This is a genomic window from Candidatus Peregrinibacteria bacterium, from assembly GCA_030700255.1.
GTDB lineage: Bacteria > Patescibacteriota > Gracilibacteria > UBA1369 > JABINC01 > JABINC01.
In genome coordinates, this window is record JAUYJN010000043.1 from 14,902 (window position 1) to 34,306 (window position 19,405).

The 19,405-nt window shown below is 38.9% G+C and carries 20 protein-coding genes; 3 read left to right on the forward strand and 17 right to left on the reverse strand.

What is annotated here, in order from left to right; all coding sequences use genetic code 11:
• Nucleotides 1-60: 60 nt before the first annotated feature.
• The 3 genes from Q8P68_05605 to Q8P68_05615 all read right to left on the reverse strand — a co-directional run bounded on the left by Q8P68_05605 (nt 61) and on the right by Q8P68_05615 (nt 5,170).
• Nucleotides 61-3,873, reverse strand: coding sequence for a DNA-directed RNA polymerase subunit beta (locus Q8P68_05605; protein ID MDP4008637.1), 3,813 nt, complete (start codon nt 3,871-3,873; stop codon nt 61-63).
• Between the two features lie 230 nt (nt 3,874-4,103).
• Entirely contained in the window at nt 4,104-4,256 is a 153-nt protein-coding gene (locus Q8P68_05610; GenBank protein ID MDP4008638.1) for a hypothetical protein, read from the reverse strand.
• A gap of 167 nt (nt 4,257-4,423) precedes the next feature.
• The gene (locus Q8P68_05615) at nt 4,424-5,170 is read right to left on the reverse strand and encodes a TIM barrel protein (GenBank protein ID MDP4008639.1); all 747 of its coding nucleotides are present in this window, start codon (nt 5,168-5,170) and stop codon (nt 4,424-4,426) included.
• A 138-nt stretch (nt 5,171-5,308) separates the two neighbouring features.
• Here Q8P68_05615 and Q8P68_05620 point away from each other — a divergent pair, with 138 nt between their 5' ends.
• On the forward strand, nt 5,309-5,650 hold the full coding sequence (locus Q8P68_05620) for a hypothetical protein (GenBank protein MDP4008640.1): 342 nt from the start codon (nt 5,309-5,311) through the stop codon (nt 5,648-5,650).
• Between the two features lie 12 nt (nt 5,651-5,662).
• On the opposite strand, the gene serS is transcribed toward Q8P68_05620, so the two are convergent.
• The 5 genes from serS to Q8P68_05645 all read right to left on the reverse strand — a co-directional run bounded on the left by serS (nt 5,663) and on the right by Q8P68_05645 (nt 9,428).
• Nucleotides 5,663-6,943 carry a serine--tRNA ligase gene (gene serS, locus Q8P68_05625; protein MDP4008641.1) on the reverse strand — a complete coding sequence of 427 codons (1,281 nt, stop codon included), beginning with the start codon at nt 6,941-6,943 and terminating at the stop codon, nt 5,663-5,665.
• Between the two features lie 344 nt (nt 6,944-7,287).
• Entirely contained in the window at nt 7,288-7,524 is a 237-nt protein-coding gene (locus tag Q8P68_05630; protein ID MDP4008642.1) for a type II toxin-antitoxin system RelB/DinJ family antitoxin, read from the reverse strand.
• Between the two features lie 235 nt (nt 7,525-7,759).
• A complete protein-coding gene (locus tag Q8P68_05635; GenBank protein MDP4008643.1) occupies nt 7,760-8,059 on the reverse strand; it encodes a type II toxin-antitoxin system YafQ family toxin in 300 nt (99 codons plus the stop codon).
• Between the two features lie 14 nt (nt 8,060-8,073).
• Nucleotides 8,074-8,337, reverse strand: a complete 264-nt coding sequence (locus tag Q8P68_05640) for a type II toxin-antitoxin system RelB/DinJ family antitoxin (GenBank protein ID MDP4008644.1) — start codon at nt 8,335-8,337, stop codon at nt 8,074-8,076.
• A gap of 251 nt (nt 8,338-8,588) precedes the next feature.
• Entirely contained in the window at nt 8,589-9,428 is an 840-nt protein-coding gene (locus tag Q8P68_05645) for a BRO family protein (protein MDP4008645.1), read from the reverse strand.
• Nucleotides 9,429-10,098: 670 nt separating this feature from the next.
• Between Q8P68_05645 and Q8P68_05650 the strand changes: the two genes are divergently transcribed.
• Nucleotides 10,099-11,052, forward strand: coding sequence for a hypothetical protein (locus tag Q8P68_05650; GenBank protein MDP4008646.1), 954 nt, complete (start codon nt 10,099-10,101; stop codon nt 11,050-11,052).
• A 104-nt stretch (nt 11,053-11,156) separates the two neighbouring features.
• Here the strand turns inward: Q8P68_05650 and Q8P68_05655 are convergent, their stop codons facing one another.
• The 7 genes from Q8P68_05655 to Q8P68_05685 all read right to left on the reverse strand — a co-directional run bounded on the left by Q8P68_05655 (nt 11,157) and on the right by Q8P68_05685 (nt 16,334).
• Entirely contained in the window at nt 11,157-11,345 is a 189-nt protein-coding gene (locus tag Q8P68_05655) for a hypothetical protein (protein MDP4008647.1), read from the reverse strand.
• Between the two features lie 430 nt (nt 11,346-11,775).
• Nucleotides 11,776-12,099 (reverse strand): hypothetical protein, encoded by a 324-nt coding sequence (locus Q8P68_05660; GenBank protein MDP4008648.1) that lies wholly within the window; start codon nt 12,097-12,099, stop codon nt 11,776-11,778.
• A 23-nt stretch (nt 12,100-12,122) separates the two neighbouring features.
• The gene (locus tag Q8P68_05665; GenBank protein ID MDP4008649.1) at nt 12,123-12,368 is read right to left on the reverse strand and encodes a type II toxin-antitoxin system HicA family toxin; all 246 of its coding nucleotides are present in this window, start codon (nt 12,366-12,368) and stop codon (nt 12,123-12,125) included.
• Between the two features lie 99 nt (nt 12,369-12,467).
• Nucleotides 12,468-12,968 (reverse strand): hypothetical protein, encoded by a 501-nt coding sequence (locus Q8P68_05670; GenBank protein MDP4008650.1) that lies wholly within the window; start codon nt 12,966-12,968, stop codon nt 12,468-12,470.
• A gap of 11 nt (nt 12,969-12,979) precedes the next feature.
• Complete coding sequence (gene dnaK / locus Q8P68_05675) at nt 12,980-14,947, reverse strand: molecular chaperone DnaK (protein MDP4008651.1); 1,968 nt, start codon at nt 14,945-14,947, stop codon at nt 12,980-12,982.
• Between the two features lie 142 nt (nt 14,948-15,089).
• Nucleotides 15,090-15,617, reverse strand: coding sequence for a nucleotide exchange factor GrpE (locus Q8P68_05680; protein MDP4008652.1), 528 nt, complete (start codon nt 15,615-15,617; stop codon nt 15,090-15,092).
• A 12-nt stretch (nt 15,618-15,629) separates the two neighbouring features.
• On the reverse strand, nt 15,630-16,334 hold the full coding sequence (locus Q8P68_05685) for a DeoR family transcriptional regulator (protein MDP4008653.1): 705 nt from the start codon (nt 16,332-16,334) through the stop codon (nt 15,630-15,632).
• Between the two features lie 159 nt (nt 16,335-16,493).
• Here Q8P68_05685 and Q8P68_05690 point away from each other — a divergent pair, with 159 nt between their 5' ends.
• A complete protein-coding gene (locus Q8P68_05690; GenBank protein MDP4008654.1) occupies nt 16,494-17,981 on the forward strand; it encodes an S-layer homology domain-containing protein in 1,488 nt (495 codons plus the stop codon).
• A gap of 14 nt (nt 17,982-17,995) precedes the next feature.
• Here the strand turns inward: Q8P68_05690 and gap are convergent, their stop codons facing one another.
• Together gap and Q8P68_05700 are read right to left on the reverse strand one after the other, a co-directional pair.
• On the reverse strand, nt 17,996-19,000 hold the full coding sequence (gene gap / locus Q8P68_05695) for a type I glyceraldehyde-3-phosphate dehydrogenase (protein MDP4008655.1): 1,005 nt from the start codon (nt 18,998-19,000) through the stop codon (nt 17,996-17,998).
• 81 nt (nt 19,001-19,081) lie between these two features.
• Nucleotides 19,082-19,312, reverse strand: coding sequence for a hypothetical protein (locus tag Q8P68_05700; GenBank protein ID MDP4008656.1), 231 nt, complete (start codon nt 19,310-19,312; stop codon nt 19,082-19,084).
• Nucleotides 19,313-19,405: the final 93 nt, after the last annotated feature.

Here is a 19,405-nt window from a genome sequence, read left to right on the forward strand (position 1 = left end):
ATGTGAATTAAATTTTTAAAATAATTTATTGTCTTTTAACAGGCGAGGTTAGAATTTTGTTTATGATTTATCATCATCTGACTCCACCTCTTCCACCTCTTCCACCTCAACCGTTACTTCCAGGTCATCATCTTCCACAACGTCCGGCAAATCTTCAAAGTCATCGTCTACATCATCCGCCTCAAGAGCTTCCATCTCCTCTTCCGTTGGTTCAAAGTCAGCCTTTTCTATATCTACACGGATTTCTTCAGGCTCTTCTTCTTCTATTTCTATTTCTTCCATATTACCTAATTCTGTATCGTCTATATCGTGAGTGTAAGCTTCGTCACGTTCTCCGAGCTCAGCTATTTCTTTTTGCACATCCGGAGAAATTGGTACATGGATCTCCTCTTCTACTTCAAGGATTTCTTCAGCATCTACCATCCCATCAACAGAAGTGATATCATCTTGCATCATAAGATCTACGTTTAACCCTAGACTTTGTAATTCTTTCACAAGAACATTAAATGATTCAGGTATTCTAGGTCTCTTGATAGTTTCTCCTTTGACGATTGATTCATATGCTTTGGCTCTTCCATATACGTCGTCTGATTTGATAGTTAGCATTTCTTGAAGAGTGTAAGCTGCACCGTAAGCTTCGAGCGCCCATACCTCCATTTCTCCGAACCTCTGCCCTCCATGTTGAGCTTTACCTCCAAGTGGCTGTTGAGTAACGAGTGAGTATGGACCAACAGAACGTGCGTGAATTTTATCTTCCACTAAGTGACTTAATTTTAATATATATGAGATACCAACTGTAGTTCTGTGGTGAAAAGGTTCTCCGGTTTTACCATTGTAAAGTTGGATTTTCCCATCAGCCGGTAAATTTGCCGCTTTGAGCAGTTCATCCACCTTCTCATGACTAATACCATCTAGGGCAGGGGTAGCGATTTTGAACCCAAGCTCTTTTGCAGCCCATCCTAAATGCGTCTCAAGAATTTGTCCGATATTCATACGTGAACTTACTCCGAGTGGGTTCAAAATCACATCTACCGGAGTTCCATCCGGTAAGTATGGCATATCTTCTTCCGGTACTATGATTGAGATCACACCTTTGTTACCATGTCGCCCAGCCACTTTATCTCCAACAGATATTTTACGAGTTTGAGCTACTGATACTCTGATTTGTTTGTTTACACCGGTTGTAAGTTCGTCACCATCTTCACGACTGAAGATTTGGATATCAACGACTTTACCACCTTCTCCACCCGGGAGTTTAAGGGATGTGTCTTTTACGTCACGAGCTTTGTCTCCGAAGATTGCTCGGAGTAGACGTTCTTCAGCCGTTAATTCTGTCTGTCCTTTTGGTGTAATTTTACCGACCAATATATCACCTTCCTTTACATGAGCTCCTATACGTACGATACCTTCTTCATCAAGATCTTTTAATCTTCCTTCACCAACATTTGGAATATCTTTTGTTACATTCTCAGGCCCAAGTTTTGTATCTCTTACATCAACATTAAATGTCTCTATATGAACTGATGAATAAAGATCTCTTTTAAGTACATTCTCAGAAATAATAACCGCATCTTCATAGTTATAACCTTCCCAAGACATGTAAGCTACGAATAGATTTTGTCCTAGGGCAAGCTCACCATGATCGATAGCCGGACCGTCAGTAAGGACATCTCCTTTTTTGACCTTATCACCTCTGTTAGCTCTTGTCCTTTGGTGTATGCTAGTACCTTGATTTGATCTTTGGTATACAAATAAGTCGTACGTCTTTCTTTCACCATTATCATATTGTACAACTATTTGTTCCGCATCCGCACTAACTATAGTACCATCTTCTTCAGCTATAATGACTTGAGCTGAACTTTGTGCGGCCGCAGCCTCCATACCTGTTCCAACTACCGGAGCACTTGGTCTAAGTAGAGGTACTGCTTGACGTTGCATGTTCGATCCCATAGATGCACGAGTATTATCATCATGCTCGAGGAATGGAATAAGTGCAGTCGTTACAGATATAATTTGTTTTGGTGATATATCGATATGTGTAACATCATCTATATGCATAGATCCCGGCTCTCCATCCTTTCTTGCCGCAACACGATTTGTTGTGAATTCCCACATATCATTTATTTCTGAACTTGCTTGCGCAATCACTAAAACTTTTTCTTTTTCCGCATCGAAATATTCAATTTTAGTTCCAACATATGGATCAACTTTTACCTCATCAAGATTTTTGATTTTTTCAATTTTCTCAGCAAGTTTTTCATCTATTACCGTACCTGATTTAATTATTACAGACTCCCCTTTCTTTACAGTCTCCCTTATAGTTCTTCCTACTAAATCTTTTGCTTTGTTTTTGACAGTTCTAAGTACCGGTCTAAATGGAGTTTCAATAAATCCATATTGGTTTACTTTCGCATATGTCGCCAAATGAACCACAAGTCCGATATTTGGACCTTCCGGAGTTGCAATAGGACAGATACGCCCATAATGAGAAGCATGCACATCACGAACGTCAAACGACGCACGCTCTCTCGAAAGTCCACCAGGTCCCATAGCAGAAAGCCTTCTTTTATGAGCAAGTTCTGATAGTGGGTTTGTCTGATCCATGAACTGTGATAATTGAGAGCTTGAGAAAAATTCTCTAAGCGCCGCAGTTATTGGACGAGAATTAACCAGTTGTGTAGGTGTGATAGTATCTAGGTCCATTACAGTCATACGGTCTTTAGCAATTCTTTCCGTACGAAGTAGACCAACTCTGAATTTGTTTTGCACAAGTTCTCCAACTGATCTAACACGACGATTTGCCAAATGATCGATATCATCAGGCCCAGCTTGTTTGTTATTTATCGCTATAAGATGTTTTAAAATTAAAATAAAATCATCTACTTGGAAAACGTGATTTTTTCTTACGTTCTTAACATCAAGTCCGAATCTGTTATTTAATTTGTATCTTGCTACGTTACCCATGTCATATTTCTTGTAATCAAAGAACATAGATTCAACCAATGATTTTGCATTTTCGGTTGTAGCCATGTCTCCAGGTCGTAGTTTTTTGTAAATACTTTTAAGAGCTTCTTCGACTGTTTTAGCAGAATCCTTCTCAAGTGTATTTAAAATATAATTAGCTTCCGGATTTATGTTTAATTCATCTTTGAATAAACCTAGGATATCTTTGTCTTTTTCGTATCCGAATACTCGAAGTAGAGATGTTACAGGAATCTTTCTTTTACGATCTATCTTTACATATATAATACCTTTCTTGTCAGTTTCAACTTCTAGCCACACTCCACGTTTTGGAATTATTTTCGCACTTCCAAATTGAGGTGCAGCCGGATTGAGTGAGAAGAAAACACCGGTTGATCTAACTATCTGAGATACAACGACTCTTTCAATTCCATTAACAATGAATGTACCTTTGTCAGTCATAAGTGGGACAGATCCCAGGAATACATCTTGCTCTTTAATTTCACCACTCTCTTTATTAATAAGTTGAACGTGTACTTTCAATGGTGCTTCGAATGATAAATTCTTTCTTCTTGCTACTTTTGGATCGTATTTTGCTTCACCAATTTCGTGATCCAGGAAATGCAGTTCGATTTTTTTACCGGAGAAATCTGTAATTGGAGTTACTTCGTCAAGAAGTTCTCTAATTCCGTTTTCTAGGAAATCCTTATATGAATTGAGTTGTACCTCAATCAAATTTGGAATATGTGAATCGAACGGGTCAGCAGAAAAACACACTCTGCCATTTTTTAACCTTGGTAAGTGAAGTTTCTTTGTACCGCCTTTCTTTGAACCGTCTTTCTTTGGTGCCGCATTCGGCTTTACCACTTTTGCTGAGCTTGTTTTTGGGCTCACAGTTTTCTCTTTGGCCATGTAGATGTAATTAATTGTAATTTTTTTTCACAGTTTAAATCGCATGGTTTGTTTGGCCGTATGAGAAACTTTTGGGTTTCTTCATAGTCCCGTGAGGGAGCAGGGCCACCATGCAATAACACAATCGAAATGTATCTCGCGAATTTGCGAGACGGTGGGCGGTATGTGCGAACTAAAAGGATACACGCGCACAGGATTCTAAAGGCTCGTGTCGCCGAAGTCAAACGATTTTACTTGTTTTTATAAAGTTCGTGAGATGGTATCAAAATAGAAGCTGAACCATCTGTCGAATTATTCTTACTTAAGATGGCGAGGGCTATGACTCCTGCGAGTAATACTATAACGATAACTATTTCTATAGCTGTAAAAGCTTGTTTATTCATAATTTATTTCTATTGGTTTCGCATTGTAGCATCTTTGTCTGCTTTGTAAAAAGAAAATTGGGATTTTAAGGAAATGAAAAACCCCTTATTCAGGGGTTTTTCATTTTGATTCGAGGATAGGTGGCATGAACAGCATTAATTAATGGCTTTGTGTTTTGGTTTTATTTCTATTTTGCGAGATATTTTTTACAGAATGCTATGCTATCTTTCAAACTTTTGAGCACCGCATCATCAGCTCCTATTTGTAAATGTTTCGGGTTAATTTTTATAGATAGTGAACCTTTGTAGCCTTCTTCCGTTAGTTTGGTAAGGAAGCTTTCCATAGGTAAGAGTCCATCATGTGGTGGATATCCTCCATGACCTTTTTTAACATTTGAAATATGTATATGCACCAAATATTTCATCATTTTCTTGAGGGTAGTTATTAGGTCTTCTTTTTTGTCTACAGTTCTACCTGTATCGAGACATGCATGTTTGAACTTTTTTAATTCTGAAAGATTGTTCATCGCGTGTTCAGGGAAAATTCCAAGTATTGTAGTCGATGGGGCATTCTCCATGGCGATAGATATTCTTTCTTCTTTCCTTATTCTTGGAACTTCGTTTTTTAGCCAGTTTGTTAGTTTCACTTCATAAACTTTTGGTGATTGAAGTATAAGTATCTTCGCACCTATTTCTTTTGTGAGTTCTATGTATTCAAGTATTTTTTTCTGACCGGTACTCTCAGGAACTTGCACTGAAATTATTTCTACACCAAACTCATTGATTAGCTCTTTTAAGTAATGTGCATTTTTTGTATCAAAATCCTTTTCTATAACTTGTAAATCTACACCGTCAAAACCAGCTTCTTTCGCAAATTCGAAGACTCTGTTTAGTCCGTACCCTCGGAGGCTGTCTGTTGATAAGACGATTTTCATAATTTTGTTTGTATTTGTTTTAACTGTCCGAAATATAGTAACAAATTTTTACGATTGCAACAAGAAAAGTTAATTGATTTGACAAATCTACTTGAATCATTATAAATGAGTATAGTTTTATTAAATTATCTGATTTATATGTCCATTGAAGCTTATGAAGATTTAGATGGTACCTTGGATTACTTTCTAAGGGTAGAGAGTGGTGAGGTTGATTATGTCGTTTGGAATCAACTGGTAAGATATGAATTGTTTAGAGTATTAAATCAAGGTGGGTTGTATTATTTGGAATTGATGAGGGATCTAGGCCTGCAAAAATTGAATGATTTGTCGAATTGTGAATTGACTGATGAAGAGCCTATTTTAAACAATTTAGCCGTACCACCAGCGCAACCTTTTACTAGGTCTCTAGGTGATAATTTTGAAAAAATCCCTAAACCAACGAGGTGGCGTAAGAGAGATAGAAGAGGTATTTTACCTTAAATGTGTAAATAGCTATACTTTACTAGCTTGCTTTATAGTCGTTCTTCCCTCCATGTAGTCTTGAAGTACTTCAGGGATATTTATAGAGCCATCGGCGTTTTGGTTGTTTTCGATTAGTGCGATGAGGAAGCGAGGCGTCGCTATCGCTGTGTTGTTGAGTGTGTAGCAGAATTTGATTTTGCCTTCAGAGTCTTTGTATCGTAGGTTCAGACGTCGAGCTTGAAAGTCTTTGAATGAAGTAGCTGAGTGTGTTTCGCCATATCCGTTGCGTGACGGCATCCAGCATTCGATGTCATGCGAAGTGTATTTGCCAAGTGCGAGATCCCCCGTGCAAAGTTGAAGCAGCCTGTATGGGATTTTCAAATCATCCAATACCTCCTGCGCATTATTTAAAATTGTTTCATGCCATTTGTCAGATTGTTCTGTATCCGCCGCAAGAACTACTACTTGTTCCACTTTGTTAAATTGATGGATTCTATAAAGTCCTTTGGTGTCCTTGCCATAACTTCCCGCTTCGCGGCGGAAGCATGGCGACATCGCGACATATGTTTTTGGTAATTCATCTTCAGATAAAATTTCATCTTTGTGGTATGCGGTTAGTGGTATTTCAGCTGTCGCGATGAGCCATTTGTCATCACGTTCCAGATTGTATGCATCATCCTCCCCTCCAGGGAAATATCCGGTGCCACGCAAACAATCTGTGTCTACCATGTATGGCACAAGCATAGGTGTAAATCCTTTTCCTACAATTTTTTTAAATGTGTATTGAAGTACCGCTTGTTCGAGAAGAGCCCCATCTCCTTTGAGGAAATAGCTCCTTGCACCTGATAATTTCACTCCGCGTTCAACATCGACCATATCATGCATTTCCATAAGCGTCATGTGATCCTTTGGTTCAAAACCAAACGCAGGGATTTCACCACGAGTATAAACTTCTACATTTTCAGTTTCATCTTTTCCGATTGGAGTGTCCTCTCTAACCGGCATAGGCACTCTGAGCATAAGCGTTTCAAACTCTTCCAGAATTCCTCGCAATTTTTCATCCGCTTCTTTTTCTTTGTCTCCAACCATTTTCATTTCCAGTATCGCTTCTTGTTTTCCCGTTCCTTCCAGCACCGCTATTTTTTCGGATGCCTTGTTTTTTTCAGCTTTTAATTCTTCTGTTTGTTGAATAAGTGTACGACGTTCTTCATCCACCTCAAGTAATCGATCTATATCAACAGTGGATTTTTTTTGTCCACACGTTTTCTTGATCAGATCTACGTTTTCGCGAATGAATTTTATGTCGAGCATGTATATGTGGTTATTGGAAAAAACGTGTATATCTTAATAGAGGTCTGGATGTATTGCAACGTGGGTATTCATCCTGTTCCTAATCGATTGTGTGTGCCAGCATATCTGATAAATATATTTTTATCGTCTATACGGAAAATAATTCTATAATCTTTGTTCATTTTTATCTCAAGGTATTTGAATTTTTTAAATTCACCTTTGAGAGTGTCAATAGGGTATGGAAAATTAGTGGTTCCATTTTCAATAAAATGTTCAAAACAAACCAGCGTCTTTTTTCGTATATGCTTAGGCGCCTTCCTCAATTCTTTTTGAGCATCTTTATGTAGGTGGAGGGTAAACATACATTAATCTATGTCGAGTAGGGATTTTAAATGTTTTTTTGATTTGATTTTTGTGTAATTTGTTAGTGTGTCATTCTCCTCCAAATTAAGTTCAAATGGAACCTTTTTTTTAAGAATGATTTGTTTATAGAAAATTGTAATTGCTTGAGTATGATTCATCCCAAGAGCTTCTAGAATGTTTTCAGCGTCTTTTTTTAATTTTGGTTCAATTCTTGCATGAATCATTGATGTTTTTGGCATTTTTTAATATTAAAAATTGTGTACACATCGTATCACGTTTGATATACAAGATCAAGGTTAAGAATTTGTTATTTTTTTAACTCTCCGCCCCATTTGTCCACACCGAGTACGTCGTAAAGCTCTTCAATTTGCGCTATTTCCCTACCAATTGCCTATTTGCATGAATGTTTCGGACGGAGCGTTGTTTTTTCCGCATGATGAGTTACGTGATACTGTCCAAGGGATTATTCTTATATTACCCAAAAAGATTCGAGTGATTGTCAGTTGCACAAAAAGTCATTGTTTCGGTTTGATCCGGATTTTGGTCTACTCTATATATCAAAAGCCAATTGCCTTCGATGTGGCATTCTCTGTATTTCGCCATTTCTCCTTGCAGTGCGTGATCTTTATGTGAAGGATTTAATTTCTCACCATCAATAAGCATATCCATAACATTTTTGAGTTTTCGCATATCTCTTCTGCCGGAATTTCTCAATTTCTTATAATCTTTCAGAAATTTTTCCCGTAAATTATTTCTCTCATAGCGATTGGTGATGAGAGAGAATTATCTTAAAGCTTATCCAAAAAGTCAAACGCATCTTTTTTATTCTTGAATCTTACAGAGCCTTTATTTTTTTCTATATCTTTTAAAGCTTTTGCGAGCTCCGCATTCGGTACTTTTGAAGGCAAAAAGGGGAAACCCTGAGCCCTTTTGATTTCCGTGTAGAATATGGTGATCGCTTGCGCCGGTTTGATACCCTGTCCTTCCAGAATCATCTCCGCTTCTTTTTTGAGATTCGAATCTATGCGATGCTGTATTCGAGTTGATGGCATGTGAATGTTTTATTAATTGGTGACGTTTGCACCCTAATTGTACTCCAAGTTTCAAATATGGTCAAACAAAAAGTCTGCCCGCCAAGTTCTATAATAAAGTCGACCACTTTGAGTTTAAATAGGTATACACAATAGAAATTGATTGATGTCAAAAATTTCGGTGCCGAAAAAATGGACGGAGCGGGGTGGATATTGTGAGATGTTATTTCCATGCGTTCATCGAGTATTATGCACGGCCTCCGCGCGGAGGGTCAGAGAGCTTTTTTTATGCTCTTCTCTCTTTTCAAATAATTCTTTTGGCTCACGATTTTTTGTCCGGTTTGTTGTTCGAGTTCGAGCCGTGCTTTTTTTGAGATACCTCCGCCGATTTTGCCTGCAATTTTATTTTCAGTCATTCCGGTCGCTTCTACACTTTGTGCGATTTGTCTTGTCGAAAGTTCCGCGAGAGCGGTGAATATTAATTCGGCTTCAGTCATATGGTCACGTAGATTTTGAGTTTTCAATCCTTTGATTTTTTTGTGATTTTTTACGCTTAAGTCAGTCCACTCTTTGTGTATAATGTCTGTTAAAATAGCAAATTCCCGTCCTTCTTTTATATCATGTACGCTCCAATAGTCGGTGAGTTTATTGCGTGTTTCTTGTCCCATCATCCTTTGTTCTATCCACTTCTTGCTTCGGCCGTGCTTCTGCCAGTTTTCTCTTGCGCGATTGAGAGATTTTTCCGGATCGGAAATTTCTTGTACTCGTTCATACCCGACTTTTGCCAGCCAGAGCTTGACCGGTTCGGCCTTTGGAGAAGGAACGGATTGGATGAGGCGGAGAAGGGTTTCTACATCAGCCACATCTGTGAGGTATTTTTTGCCATCCGCAGCCTCTAATTTCAGTTTGTCACATTTTGTGACAGACTCATTTCCCTCTTTTTTTAAGCGATTTTTCAAGGTAGTCCAATAACTTTGAGCTTTTTTAAAATCCTGTTGTTCAGTTAAGGCGGCGATAATATCTATTACCGAAAAATACCATGTTTCTGTTTTTTCATCGTAATGCCTGCGAATTCTGAAATTTTCAAATATAGCGAGTGTACTCTGTTCCATAAATTATCGGGTTATTTTTTCACATAAATGATCGTGGAAAAGAAGTATCCTGAAGATTTTTACGAAAGTCAAAGATTTTAGGATTAGTTTAAGAATTGTTTAGAACTATCACTATACGTTTGAATATTTGCCATGGTGAATGAAGTCGACCGATGTCAAAAATTTCGGCGCCGAAAAAATGGACAAGTGTTGCGAGATATTGCGTTTTATCTTATTCCCCCTCTGTACGAAAAAGTCTGCCCGCTCGTCCCGCCTTGGCGGTGTGGCAGACTTTCATGGTCGATTTTTGGCTTGTGGCGGGGGTTATGGCATCATATACTGCGTTCGTCGAGTTTTCGCATGAATGTTAATGCATTATGTACGGCCTCCGCGCGGAGGGTCAGAGAGTCGAATGACAAAATGAGAATATGTCAAAAATTTCTGCACCGAAAAAATGGACAAGTATTGCGAGGTGTGGTGTGAAGTGTTGTTTGTTATAAAAACTCATTTTCTTTCTTAACTATAAATAACACCTACAGGTTTTTGCAACGGTTTCAGTGACAGTACGTACGTAGACATCTTGTACGGACCAGTATATAAGGCTTGTTACAGTTTAATATTTATTTATGACATGGCTTACAGTCTAAGGGATAGCAATTGGGTTGCTTCCAAAAACTTGAATAAAAAAAGGATGATTTTTCTTGACACTTGTTTTTGGACGAAGTTCGTTGATGGCGAAAAAAGTTTTAAAGACTTGGTAGTTCTACTTGCAAGACTTGTTGCCGAGGGCAAGGTGCATGTAGTTGTGAATGGTTTTTTATTAAGTGAGATTGCAGCCATTGGAGATGATGCCCAGGTTGATACAATATTTAACTTGATACAAAAATTGTCATCCAATGTATATATGCGACGTTTTGTAACGATCTTAGAATTAGAATTTGATGCACAAAAAGTTATCATGAATCATGATACTGCATCGGTGAGCCATTTGAAATTAGAAGAAATTTTCGGTTGTTTTTGGGAATCCGTACATGCGTTTGAATATGAATCTGAGGAGGAGCTTAAGGATATGTCTATTGAAGATAGGGACTATATTTTACGAGGCGTAGCGGAGAAATTTTATGCCGATTTGCCGATCAATTATTCAAAAACGATGTTGAGAGAATGTGGGCGAAAATTCAAAGTGGCAATGCAGGATCTTTGTAAAAAATGTAAGAATGACAAAATAGCTGTTCTTCAAAAGGCTATTCTTGATGCCCAAAAGCAGTCGTTTGCCTCGTTCCTTGTCAAAGATACTGCAGAGGCGATTAAAATGCTTTCGAGTTTACCGAGAGCGAGTAGTGACAAGGAGGAAGCGGAGGTATCAATGGAAAAAATTCGTAATGCATATTGCTCCAGGTCTACACATGATGGGTTGCTTTTACTCCTTGGACATTTCAAGAGAAATAAAGGGAAGCATCTCAAGTCAAATGATATTTATGATACTCTTAACGTAGGAACAGTTATTCCGTATTGCGATATGATTTTTTGTGATTTATCTACCAGAAACCACTGTATGCAGTCAGGATTAGATAAAAAATTTCAGGTTGAAATTTATTCTGAGCGAGAGATAGATCTTTTTAAGCAAAAGCTCGAGCAGTTGTAAATCTGTGATTATAATCTTTTGTCGCCTGAGGGGAGTAAATGGTAGGTCTTTTTGCCAATTTTGAGTGAATGCAAGTATGCCTTCACTTCAGGTGTAGGTCTCATTCATTGCAATTTTATTTTTTTACTCAATTTTCCGATCACTTTCGTTACTTTAACTTTAATTACATTATCAATTTGCTCAAGTGGAGCTGTATCAAAATTTATGGATGGTTTTTCATTCTCATGTTTTTTCAAAAATGATTCGCCATCTTTCCCCCGTAAGCACCCATTGTCAATTTTTATTTGAGCCATAATTTCAATAACTTGTCCTATGAATTCTTTTATAAATCCATCTATGGCGTCTGCGAATGATTTAAGATTTTCGGCATATAAAGTTCTTTGTGCTTCAGGATCAGGTTTTTTTATTTTATCTTATTAAGTTGACGTGCATTTCATTTTTTCTTGTAAATCAAGCGTATAAAATACACCAAATGAACAAAATATTAATAATAAAGCCGACCACTTTGAGTTTAAATAGGTATACACAATAGAAGTTGACCGATGTCAAAAATTTCGGCGCCGAAAAAATGGACAAGTGTTGCGAGATATTGCGTTTTGTCCTATTTCCCCTCTGTACGAAAGTCTGCCCGGGCAGAGATTCATGGTCGGTTAATCGCTCAAATAAGCGATTTGACTATAAAAACGTGGTTTATACACCACAATTAGCGGGGAGGTTTTTTTCTTACTTCCCGAGTGCGAGATCTCGAAGGAAACTGGAGATTGAGTTATAACCTGATTCGACAGCTTTTCTTTCAATTGCTTTTTTATCCTCTGGCGCGACTCTGAAACGGATCAATTCAGCGTGCTGTTTTTTATATTTTTGTTCGGCGAGAATAAGTTTCGGAAGATCATTAAGCAAATCAACTATATCTTCATTCAAAAATTCTTGTTTGATATGAGCATCTTTACATTCGATAATTGTAGTCTTTTTATCTATCGGCGAAATCGTATAAGAGTACTTCTTATTTTTCAAAGTAATAAAATGTTTGATTGATGATTTTTTCATAAATTGATTAGTGATTGAGGATCTTAATAAAGATGATTTTTGATAATTAATTTTGCCGCTAAGTCCTTATAAAAGGTTTTGCAATCGTTGTGATGGAGGGGAATAACGAGGTCTCTATCCAGAGAATGGTGTTTAAACTTTTCATGGCTTCCACCTTGAACGGGCAAATACTCAAAGCCTAATTTCAAAAGAATTTTTTTAATTTGGTCATAACGTACACTGCCGGGATTTTTCAGGAATTTAACAATCAGCTTTTCTATCTGTGTCATCTTTCATAACAAGAATAATGTGGCTACATTATATATGGATGTAGCTACGAAGTCAATGGTCGATTTTTGGTTTGTGGCAGGGGTTTTGCTATTTTTTCGCTATCTCAAGTTGAAAAGAGTGTAAAGAATAAATCCGCTTAATGTTAAAAGAACTAAATATGTTGATCTTTTTCTGTCGAATTTGTATTTTTTAGTACGATTTTCAATATAGTCTTCATATCTTTCGACTACTTCTCCTTTTATAAAAGTGCCGTCTTCTAATGGTTGTTGTAAAGGGATTGCGGAAGTTTTAGCCTCAGGAGTGTCAGGTAATGCGAACGCACTATATTTCCCAAGCTGACGCACCGCCTCGCCTGAAAATGTAAGCCCACGAGCTTCTAAATTATTTTGAGTATCTTCGATTTCTTTTTGAAGTCTGGCCCCCGCTTCTTTCATATCATATTCAAATTCATTTTTTAGTCGAGCGCGATCATTTAGCCATAAAAATATGTGTAAAACTAATACCGAAATAAAAAAGAAGATAACAGTACCGTCTGATTCCCAAATTTTTGAAGTCATCTCCATGAATTTCCAGTCTACATCTTTAGTTGCATCTTCCATTTATATATATTTTACTTCCCCTCATCCACAACCTCTCCTTCAACTACTTCTTCGTCTTTGTTGTTGTCGGTGACTTTTACGCCATCATCCGCGCTATCGCCGGAGGTGCCGCCTTCTTCAGATGAGCCTTCATGCGAAGCATTCGCTTCGCTGGTCTTAGCGGCTTCGTACATTGCCGCACCGACTTTTTGGATTTCTTCGGAGAGTGATTCCGTTGCTTTTTTGAGAGCGTCGAGATCGAGGTCGGGTTTTGCCAGTTCGTCTTTTACTGCTTGTATTTTTTCTTCAACCGGTTTCTTGACGTCGTCTGCAACTTTGTCTCCAGAATCCTTAAGAAGTTTTTCGGATTGGAATATCAGTGACTCGGCTTGGTTTTTCACTTCGGCGAGATCTTTTTTCTTTGCGTCTTCTTCGGCGTGAATTTCGGCTTCTTTCCTTAGTTTCTCTACTTCTTCGTCAGAGAGTCCAGAGCTTCCGGTGATTGTAATGTGTTGCTCTTTGTTTGTTGCTTTGTCTTTTGCTCGTACGCTAAGTATACCGTTGGCATCGATGTCAAATGCGACCTCTACCTGTGGCACTCCGCGCGGAGCCGGTGGAATTCCGTCCAGTATAAATCTACCGAGAGATTTGTTGTCTGCGGCCATTGGTCGTTCACCTTGAAGTACGTTTATTTCAACTGAAGGCTGATTGTCAGAATAAGTTGAGAATGTTTGTGCTTTTGAAGTTGGTATAGTTGAGTTTCTCTCAATCATTGGAGTTGCTACTCCTCCTGCAGTTTCGATACTTAGAGTAAGTGGGGTTACGTCGAGTAGGAGAATGTCTTTAACATCTCCCTGAAGTACTCCACCTTGGATAGCGGCACCAAGTGCAACTACTTCGTCCGGATTAATTCCTTTGTGAGGCTCTTTTCCGAAAATTTCTTTTACTTTTGCTTGAACTGCCGGCATACGAGTAGTTCCACCAACCAGTAAAACCTCTTCAATATCGCTCGCAGAAAGTTTTGCATCCTTGAGTGCGGCTTTACATGGTGCGACAACTTTTTCTATTACATCGCTCACGAGTTCTTCGAACTTCGCTCGCGTAATTTTCATATTAAGATGCTTTGGGCCACTTGCATCTGCCGTGATAAACGGTTGGTTGATTGTAGTTTCTTGCGCAGTCGAAAGTTCGATTTTTGCTTTCTCAGCATCTTCTTTAACTCTTTGAAGAGCCATGTTGTCCTTACTCAGATCAACTCCTGTTTCTTTTTTGAATTCTTGAATTATATAGTCGATAAGCACTTCGTCGAAATCATCCCCACCGAGGGTTGTGTCACCGTTTGTAGATAAAACTTCAAATTGTTTTTCACCTTCTACATTGTCGATTTCGAGAATTGATACGTCGAAAGTACCTCCACCAAAGTCGAATACTGCAACTTTGTGCTCACCTTGTTTTTTGTCGATCCCATATGCGAGAGCAGCTGCCGTTGGTTCGTTGATAATACGTTTTACTTCAAGCCCTGCGATTTTACCCGCATCCTTAGTCGCTTGTCTCTGTGAATCATTGAAGTATGCAGGAACTGTTATTACAGCCTCTGTAACTTCCTGACCGAGGTATGCCTCTGCATCCGCTTTGAGTTTTTGAAGAACCATAGCTGAGATTTCAGCTGGTCGCCTCATCTCTCCGCCCAGCTCGATTTCAGCCTCATTCTTTTTACCTTTAGCCACCTTAAAAGGCATTCTTTTTACGAGTCCTGATTTCTCTACTTCTGCAAATGTTTTACCAATAAATCTTTTTGCAGAGAAAATTGTTTGTTCCGGATTAGTAATTGCTTGGCGTTTTGCTAAAGTTCCTACGAATCTTTCACCATCTTTCATAGCTACGACTGATGGAGTAGTACGGTTACCTTCCGCATTTGTAATAATGACAGCTTCACCGCCTTCCATAACAGCCATACAAGAGTTAGTTGTCCCGAGGTCGATTCCGATTATCTTTCCCATGTTATTTGAAATTAAAGTTTAAATATTTTGAGTATTTGCTAATTGTTGGCTTCGCCTCCTTACTCGCAAACGAAGCTTTCGCCGCTTGCGTTATTAGCACTCATCATTGTAGAGTGCTAAACCCCTTTGGTCAAGAGTAATTTTAAGCCGCTTCTCCGTTTCCGACTTTTACTTTAGTTGGTCTAAGTATGCGAGTCCCCATCATGTATCCTTTCTCCAGTTCTTCGAGAATTATGTCTTTTTCGCCAGGTCCTTGCATGAGGGCTTCGTGGAGGTTGAGGTCTAGTTTTTGGCCGATAGCTTGGATCGGTGCGACTCCTTGTTTTTGCAAAATCCCGTGAAATTGTTGATCGATTCCCTGTATTCCTTGGTGCCATTCATTTCCTTTGATTTCTTCCGGGACATTTTGAAGTGCTCGGTCAAAATTATCAGTTACTTGGAGTAGTTCGAGTACTAGATTTGCCGTCGCAAATTGTGCGAAAGCTTTTTTTTCTTCCTCACTTCTTCTTTTGAAATTAGCCAGGTCCGCAGTTGCTTGTTGAGCGAGGTTTGTGAGTTGAGCGATTTTGGCATCTATTTCCGCTTGTTCATTTAGTTCTTCTTGTTCCTTGATCTTTTGTTGAATCTCATCGAGTGGCTCAACCTGATTATCGTCTTGTTGTGTATTCATTATATATAAGTGTTAGAGCATGTTTTTAATTTCTTCGAGAACGGCTTTGTTGTATGCGTAGCTCATGCGAGTAGGGCCGAGGATTCCGATGTGGCCACCAAAGCCATCTAGTTCGTATTCGGTTACGATTATTGAGCAGCTTTCTATTTCTTTGATCAAGTTCTCTTTTCCTATAAATATTTTTACGTCTTTGTCAGTTGGAAGTTTTTTTAGAATGTTTCTGAATTTTGTGCCATTTTCAAGCACTTCGATTACTTGACTCGCGCGCATTGGTTCATCGAGAAATTCTTGATTCCGTAGAATCTTTGAAGTCCCAAGAAAGAATGCTCTCTCATTATTGGGTACAGTTGCAAAACATAAATTTTCAACTGCTTGAGATAATATATTCATTGCCTCATAGAGTTTTTGCTTAGCTTGATGCGCTTGGTTTTGCTCTATCAAATGAGTAATTGTCGTTTTTGCAATTTTTTGAGCATGTTTGTAATCAGCGAGTTCGTTAACGAAAAGTCTATAACCTTGATCTGTTGGAATACGACCTGCCGAAGTATGTGGTTGGAATATCAGACCTTCTTTTTCGAGAGTAGCCATGTCATTTCGAATAGTTGCAGGACTTACATTGAGGTTAAATCTCACTACTATACTTTTTGAACCGACCGGTTCCGCAGTCTGTATAAACTGCTCAACGATTGCACGTAAAATTTCTATCCTTCTGTCCATAATGGTTCACTTAATGCAGAAAGTATTTTAGCACTTCAAGCGTGACAGTGCCAGTATTTTTTTTGTCGCTCTTAAATTTTCCAGATATCGTTTTTAAAAAATTGTAATTTTCTTTATGTCTATGTATTGTAAGGTGCGAGTATTTTTTAATTATTTATAATGACTTTTAAAACACGCCTTGTTGCGATGCTTGTGTCTGTGATTGGTTTGATGTTTCTATCTACATCTTTAGCGTTTGCAGCGGATATAGAAGTGGATATAGTGGTTCGTGGAGAAAGTACTGTTGCCGTTCCAAACGCCACAGTGACTATGTTTGTACGTGATGATGCGACAGGGGTTTATTCGCAATATGGTTCTCCGTATGTGACCAATTCAGCTGGTCGTGCTAACAATGTAATGGTGCCGTCCGGGTCAACTTTTTACGGTTTGGCTACAGATGCTTCAGATAATTATTACGCATGGTCCGGATATGGTTTTGATAATATTTGGATAGCACAGGCTGATGGAAGCATAATTAATGCCGGTAATGGTATTGTTCGTGGCCCGGCTTCTACATATGTACATTTATATCCTGGTGATAATTCTGTTACTGCCGCGGTTGATCCGGCCCCAGTGGACGAACCTGTCGTACCACCTACTACCGTAGATGAACCCGTTGTTGTTGATACTCCAACTACTATAGATGGAGCTGAGGATTTTGAAGTGCAAGTGACTGTGTACAATAATCACAGAGATCCTATAATTGGCGCACATGTAACACTTTATGTTGTTGGGCATGGTGCGTACACCACCGGTATTACGGATGGAGCAGGTAGGACGCATGAAATCATGGCGCCGCTTGGTTATAATTTTTATGCAAGTGCGGTTGATGATACAGGTCAAACTTATGGTGGTACTTATGATTATTACTATAAACGACAAAATATATGGACTGGAGGGGATAGTGGAGAAAGCATTTCTAATATTTCTACAGGAACTACTCGGTTGCCTTATTTACATTTATATCCAGAGGAATTTTTGCCGGCAAGTGTCACAGATACACCTGGTGCTTCAGAATTGTTTGATCCCCATACATACTTGTGTGGAGGTTTCCCGGATGCAGTTTATGAGGATATTACTCCTGAAGAATGTACTGCTGTTGGATACGTCACCGATGGAGGGATCTTTAGTGGGACAGATGCCGGTATGCTTGAGTGGAACCGCCCGATCAATCGTGCAGAAGTTACAAAAGTTATGCTTGAGGCATATCATTATTCGGTTGGTACACCTGCGAGTTATTCGCGAATTTTCCCTGATGTGCCAAAAGTAGGGAGGTGGTTTAGCAATTATGTTTATAACGCTCTTGCAAATTCTATCGTTGGTGGCTATCCGGATGGATTTTTCCGACCGGAAAACCCTATCAATCGCGTCGAGCTGCTTCGAATTTTTATAGAAGCTTCAAAGATGAGCTATGCTGATGTACCGACAAATTTTACATTTTGGCATGATGTGGATGTAAACGAGAGTACCGCTTGGTTTATTCCATATGCAAATTTTGCATTTTATAACGAACTACTTGAAAACGATGGAAATCTCGAACCTGCCAAAGCAATGACTCGCATGGACGTTATCAAACTTCTGTATCGAGCAAGCTTGATTGGTGCGTAAAAAATGACTAGTTATTAAGCCCACATAAGTTCTGCGAGATCTACAGTGCGGACTGAGTAGCCCCATTCGTTGTCGTACCATGATGCGACTTTGATGAGGTCGCCGCCCATTACTTCTGTGAGGGCTGAGTCAACTATTGAAGAATTGTTATTTCCTGTGAAATCGATTGAAACCAGTGGTCGAGTTTCTACTGCGAGAATTCCTTTGAGCTCTCCGTTTGCCGCCTTCAAAAATGCTGCATTGACTTCTTCAACCGTTGTGCTTTTCTCAACTTCAACTGTCAGGTCTACAAATGATACATCCGGTGTTGGGACGCGGACCGCGAATCCATTTAATTTACCTGCAAGGTCTGGGAGTACTAGTCCGACAGCCTTAGCAGCTCCGGTTGAAGTTGGGATCATAGACATTCCTGCGGCACGAGCTCTGCGTAAGTCTTTGTGTGGTAAGTCTAGGATCATCTGGTCATTTGTATACGAATGAATTGTCGTCATGAGCCCTCTCTTGATGCCAAATGATTCATGTAAAACTTTTGCAACCGGAGCTAGACAGTTTGTAGTACAAGAAGCGTTTGAAACAATATGATGCGTCTCTTTGTCATAAGCTTTGTCGTTTACTCCCATAACAATTGTTAAGTCGATTTCATCTTTTGCCGGAGCTGAGATTATTACTTTTTTCGCCCCTGCTGTTATATGCATTCCAGCTTTTTCACGAGTTCTAAAAACCCCTGTACATTCGATAACTATATCAACACCTAGCTCTTCCCATGGAAGATTAAGTGGGTCTCTTTCTGAAAGTGCTTTCATTTCTTTGCCATTTACAACAATCGTATCATCTCCTTTTACTTGAATGTCAGCATCGAGTGTTCCATGTACTGAATCAAACTCTAGAAGATGTGCTAAAGCATGGTTGTCAGTGAGGTCGTTGATAGCAACGATATCTAGCTGCTCTGAGAGTAGGTTAGCTCGAAAAACAAGTCGACCAATACGACCGAACCCATTGATTGCAACGCGTGGTTTCATACTAGAGGGAGTTAAAATGTATGTTTAATAAATCACTCCAAAACTTACCAGAGAGGGTTTAAAAATCAATGCTAAGTTTTTTTATGTCATTATTATTGGCCCACATCCAAGTGCGATTCGAGCCTCTTCTATTTCATACATCAGATTGCCAAGATCATCATCGCTTAAATCATAAACTTTATCTTGATCTGTGCTACTCCCGTTTATGCAATCCGGGATTGCGCTCACTAGCATTGCTAATACTAAACCCATGGCTATTGCAAGCTGCCTTCCACTAGTTGTATGCTCCGAGCCGTCTTGATGTTCGTTCATTGTTTCGATGTTAATAGTGTCGCAATATATACACATATTTAATTCTGTCAACTCTTGTTGTTTTATTTTCTTTATATATATTGTATGTGATTT

Bases quoted from the DNA above. Each gene is read 5' to 3' on its own strand.
- Q8P68_05605 (MDP4008637.1), bottom strand. From the start codon at position 3,873: ATGGCCAAAGAGAAAACTGTGAGCCCAAAAACAAGCTCAGCAAAAGTG.
- Q8P68_05610 (MDP4008638.1), bottom strand. From the start codon at position 4,256: ATGAATAAACAAGCTTTTACAGCTATAGAAATAGTTATCGTTATAGTA.
- Q8P68_05615 (MDP4008639.1), bottom strand. From the start codon at position 5,170: ATGAAAATCGTCTTATCAACAGACAGCCTCCGAGGGTACGGACTAAAC.
- Q8P68_05620 (MDP4008640.1), top strand. From the start codon at position 5,309: ATGTCCATTGAAGCTTATGAAGATTTAGATGGTACCTTGGATTACTTT.
- serS (MDP4008641.1), bottom strand. From the start codon at position 6,943: ATGCTCGACATAAAATTCATTCGCGAAAACGTAGATCTGATCAAGAAA.
- Q8P68_05630 (MDP4008642.1), bottom strand. From the start codon at position 7,524: ATGCCAAAAACATCAATGATTCATGCAAGAATTGAACCAAAATTAAAA.
- Q8P68_05640 (MDP4008644.1), bottom strand. From the start codon at position 8,337: ATGCCATCAACTCGAATACAGCATCGCATAGATTCGAATCTCAAAAAA.
- Q8P68_05645 (MDP4008645.1), bottom strand. From the start codon at position 9,428: ATGGAACAGAGTACACTCGCTATATTTGAAAATTTCAGAATTCGCAGG.
- Q8P68_05650 (MDP4008646.1), top strand. From the start codon at position 10,099: ATGATTTTTCTTGACACTTGTTTTTGGACGAAGTTCGTTGATGGCGAA.
- Q8P68_05655 (MDP4008647.1), bottom strand. From the start codon at position 11,345: ATGGCTCAAATAAAAATTGACAATGGGTGCTTACGGGGGAAAGATGGC.
- Q8P68_05660 (MDP4008648.1), bottom strand. From the start codon at position 12,099: ATGAAAAAATCATCAATCAAACATTTTATTACTTTGAAAAATAAGAAG.
- Q8P68_05665 (MDP4008649.1), bottom strand. From the start codon at position 12,368: ATGACACAGATAGAAAAGCTGATTGTTAAATTCCTGAAAAATCCCGGC.
- Q8P68_05670 (MDP4008650.1), bottom strand. From the start codon at position 12,968: ATGGAAGATGCAACTAAAGATGTAGACTGGAAATTCATGGAGATGACT.
- dnaK (MDP4008651.1), bottom strand. From the start codon at position 14,947: ATGGGAAAGATAATCGGAATCGACCTCGGGACAACTAACTCTTGTATG.
- Q8P68_05680 (MDP4008652.1), bottom strand. From the start codon at position 15,617: ATGAATACACAACAAGACGATAATCAGGTTGAGCCACTCGATGAGATT.
- Q8P68_05685 (MDP4008653.1), bottom strand. From the start codon at position 16,334: ATGGACAGAAGGATAGAAATTTTACGTGCAATCGTTGAGCAGTTTATA.
- Q8P68_05690 (MDP4008654.1), top strand. From the start codon at position 16,494: ATGACTTTTAAAACACGCCTTGTTGCGATGCTTGTGTCTGTGATTGGT.
- gap (MDP4008655.1), bottom strand. From the start codon at position 19,000: ATGAAACCACGCGTTGCAATCAATGGGTTCGGTCGTATTGGTCGACTT.
- Q8P68_05700 (MDP4008656.1), bottom strand. From the start codon at position 19,312: ATGAACGAACATCAAGACGGCTCGGAGCATACAACTAGTGGAAGGCAG.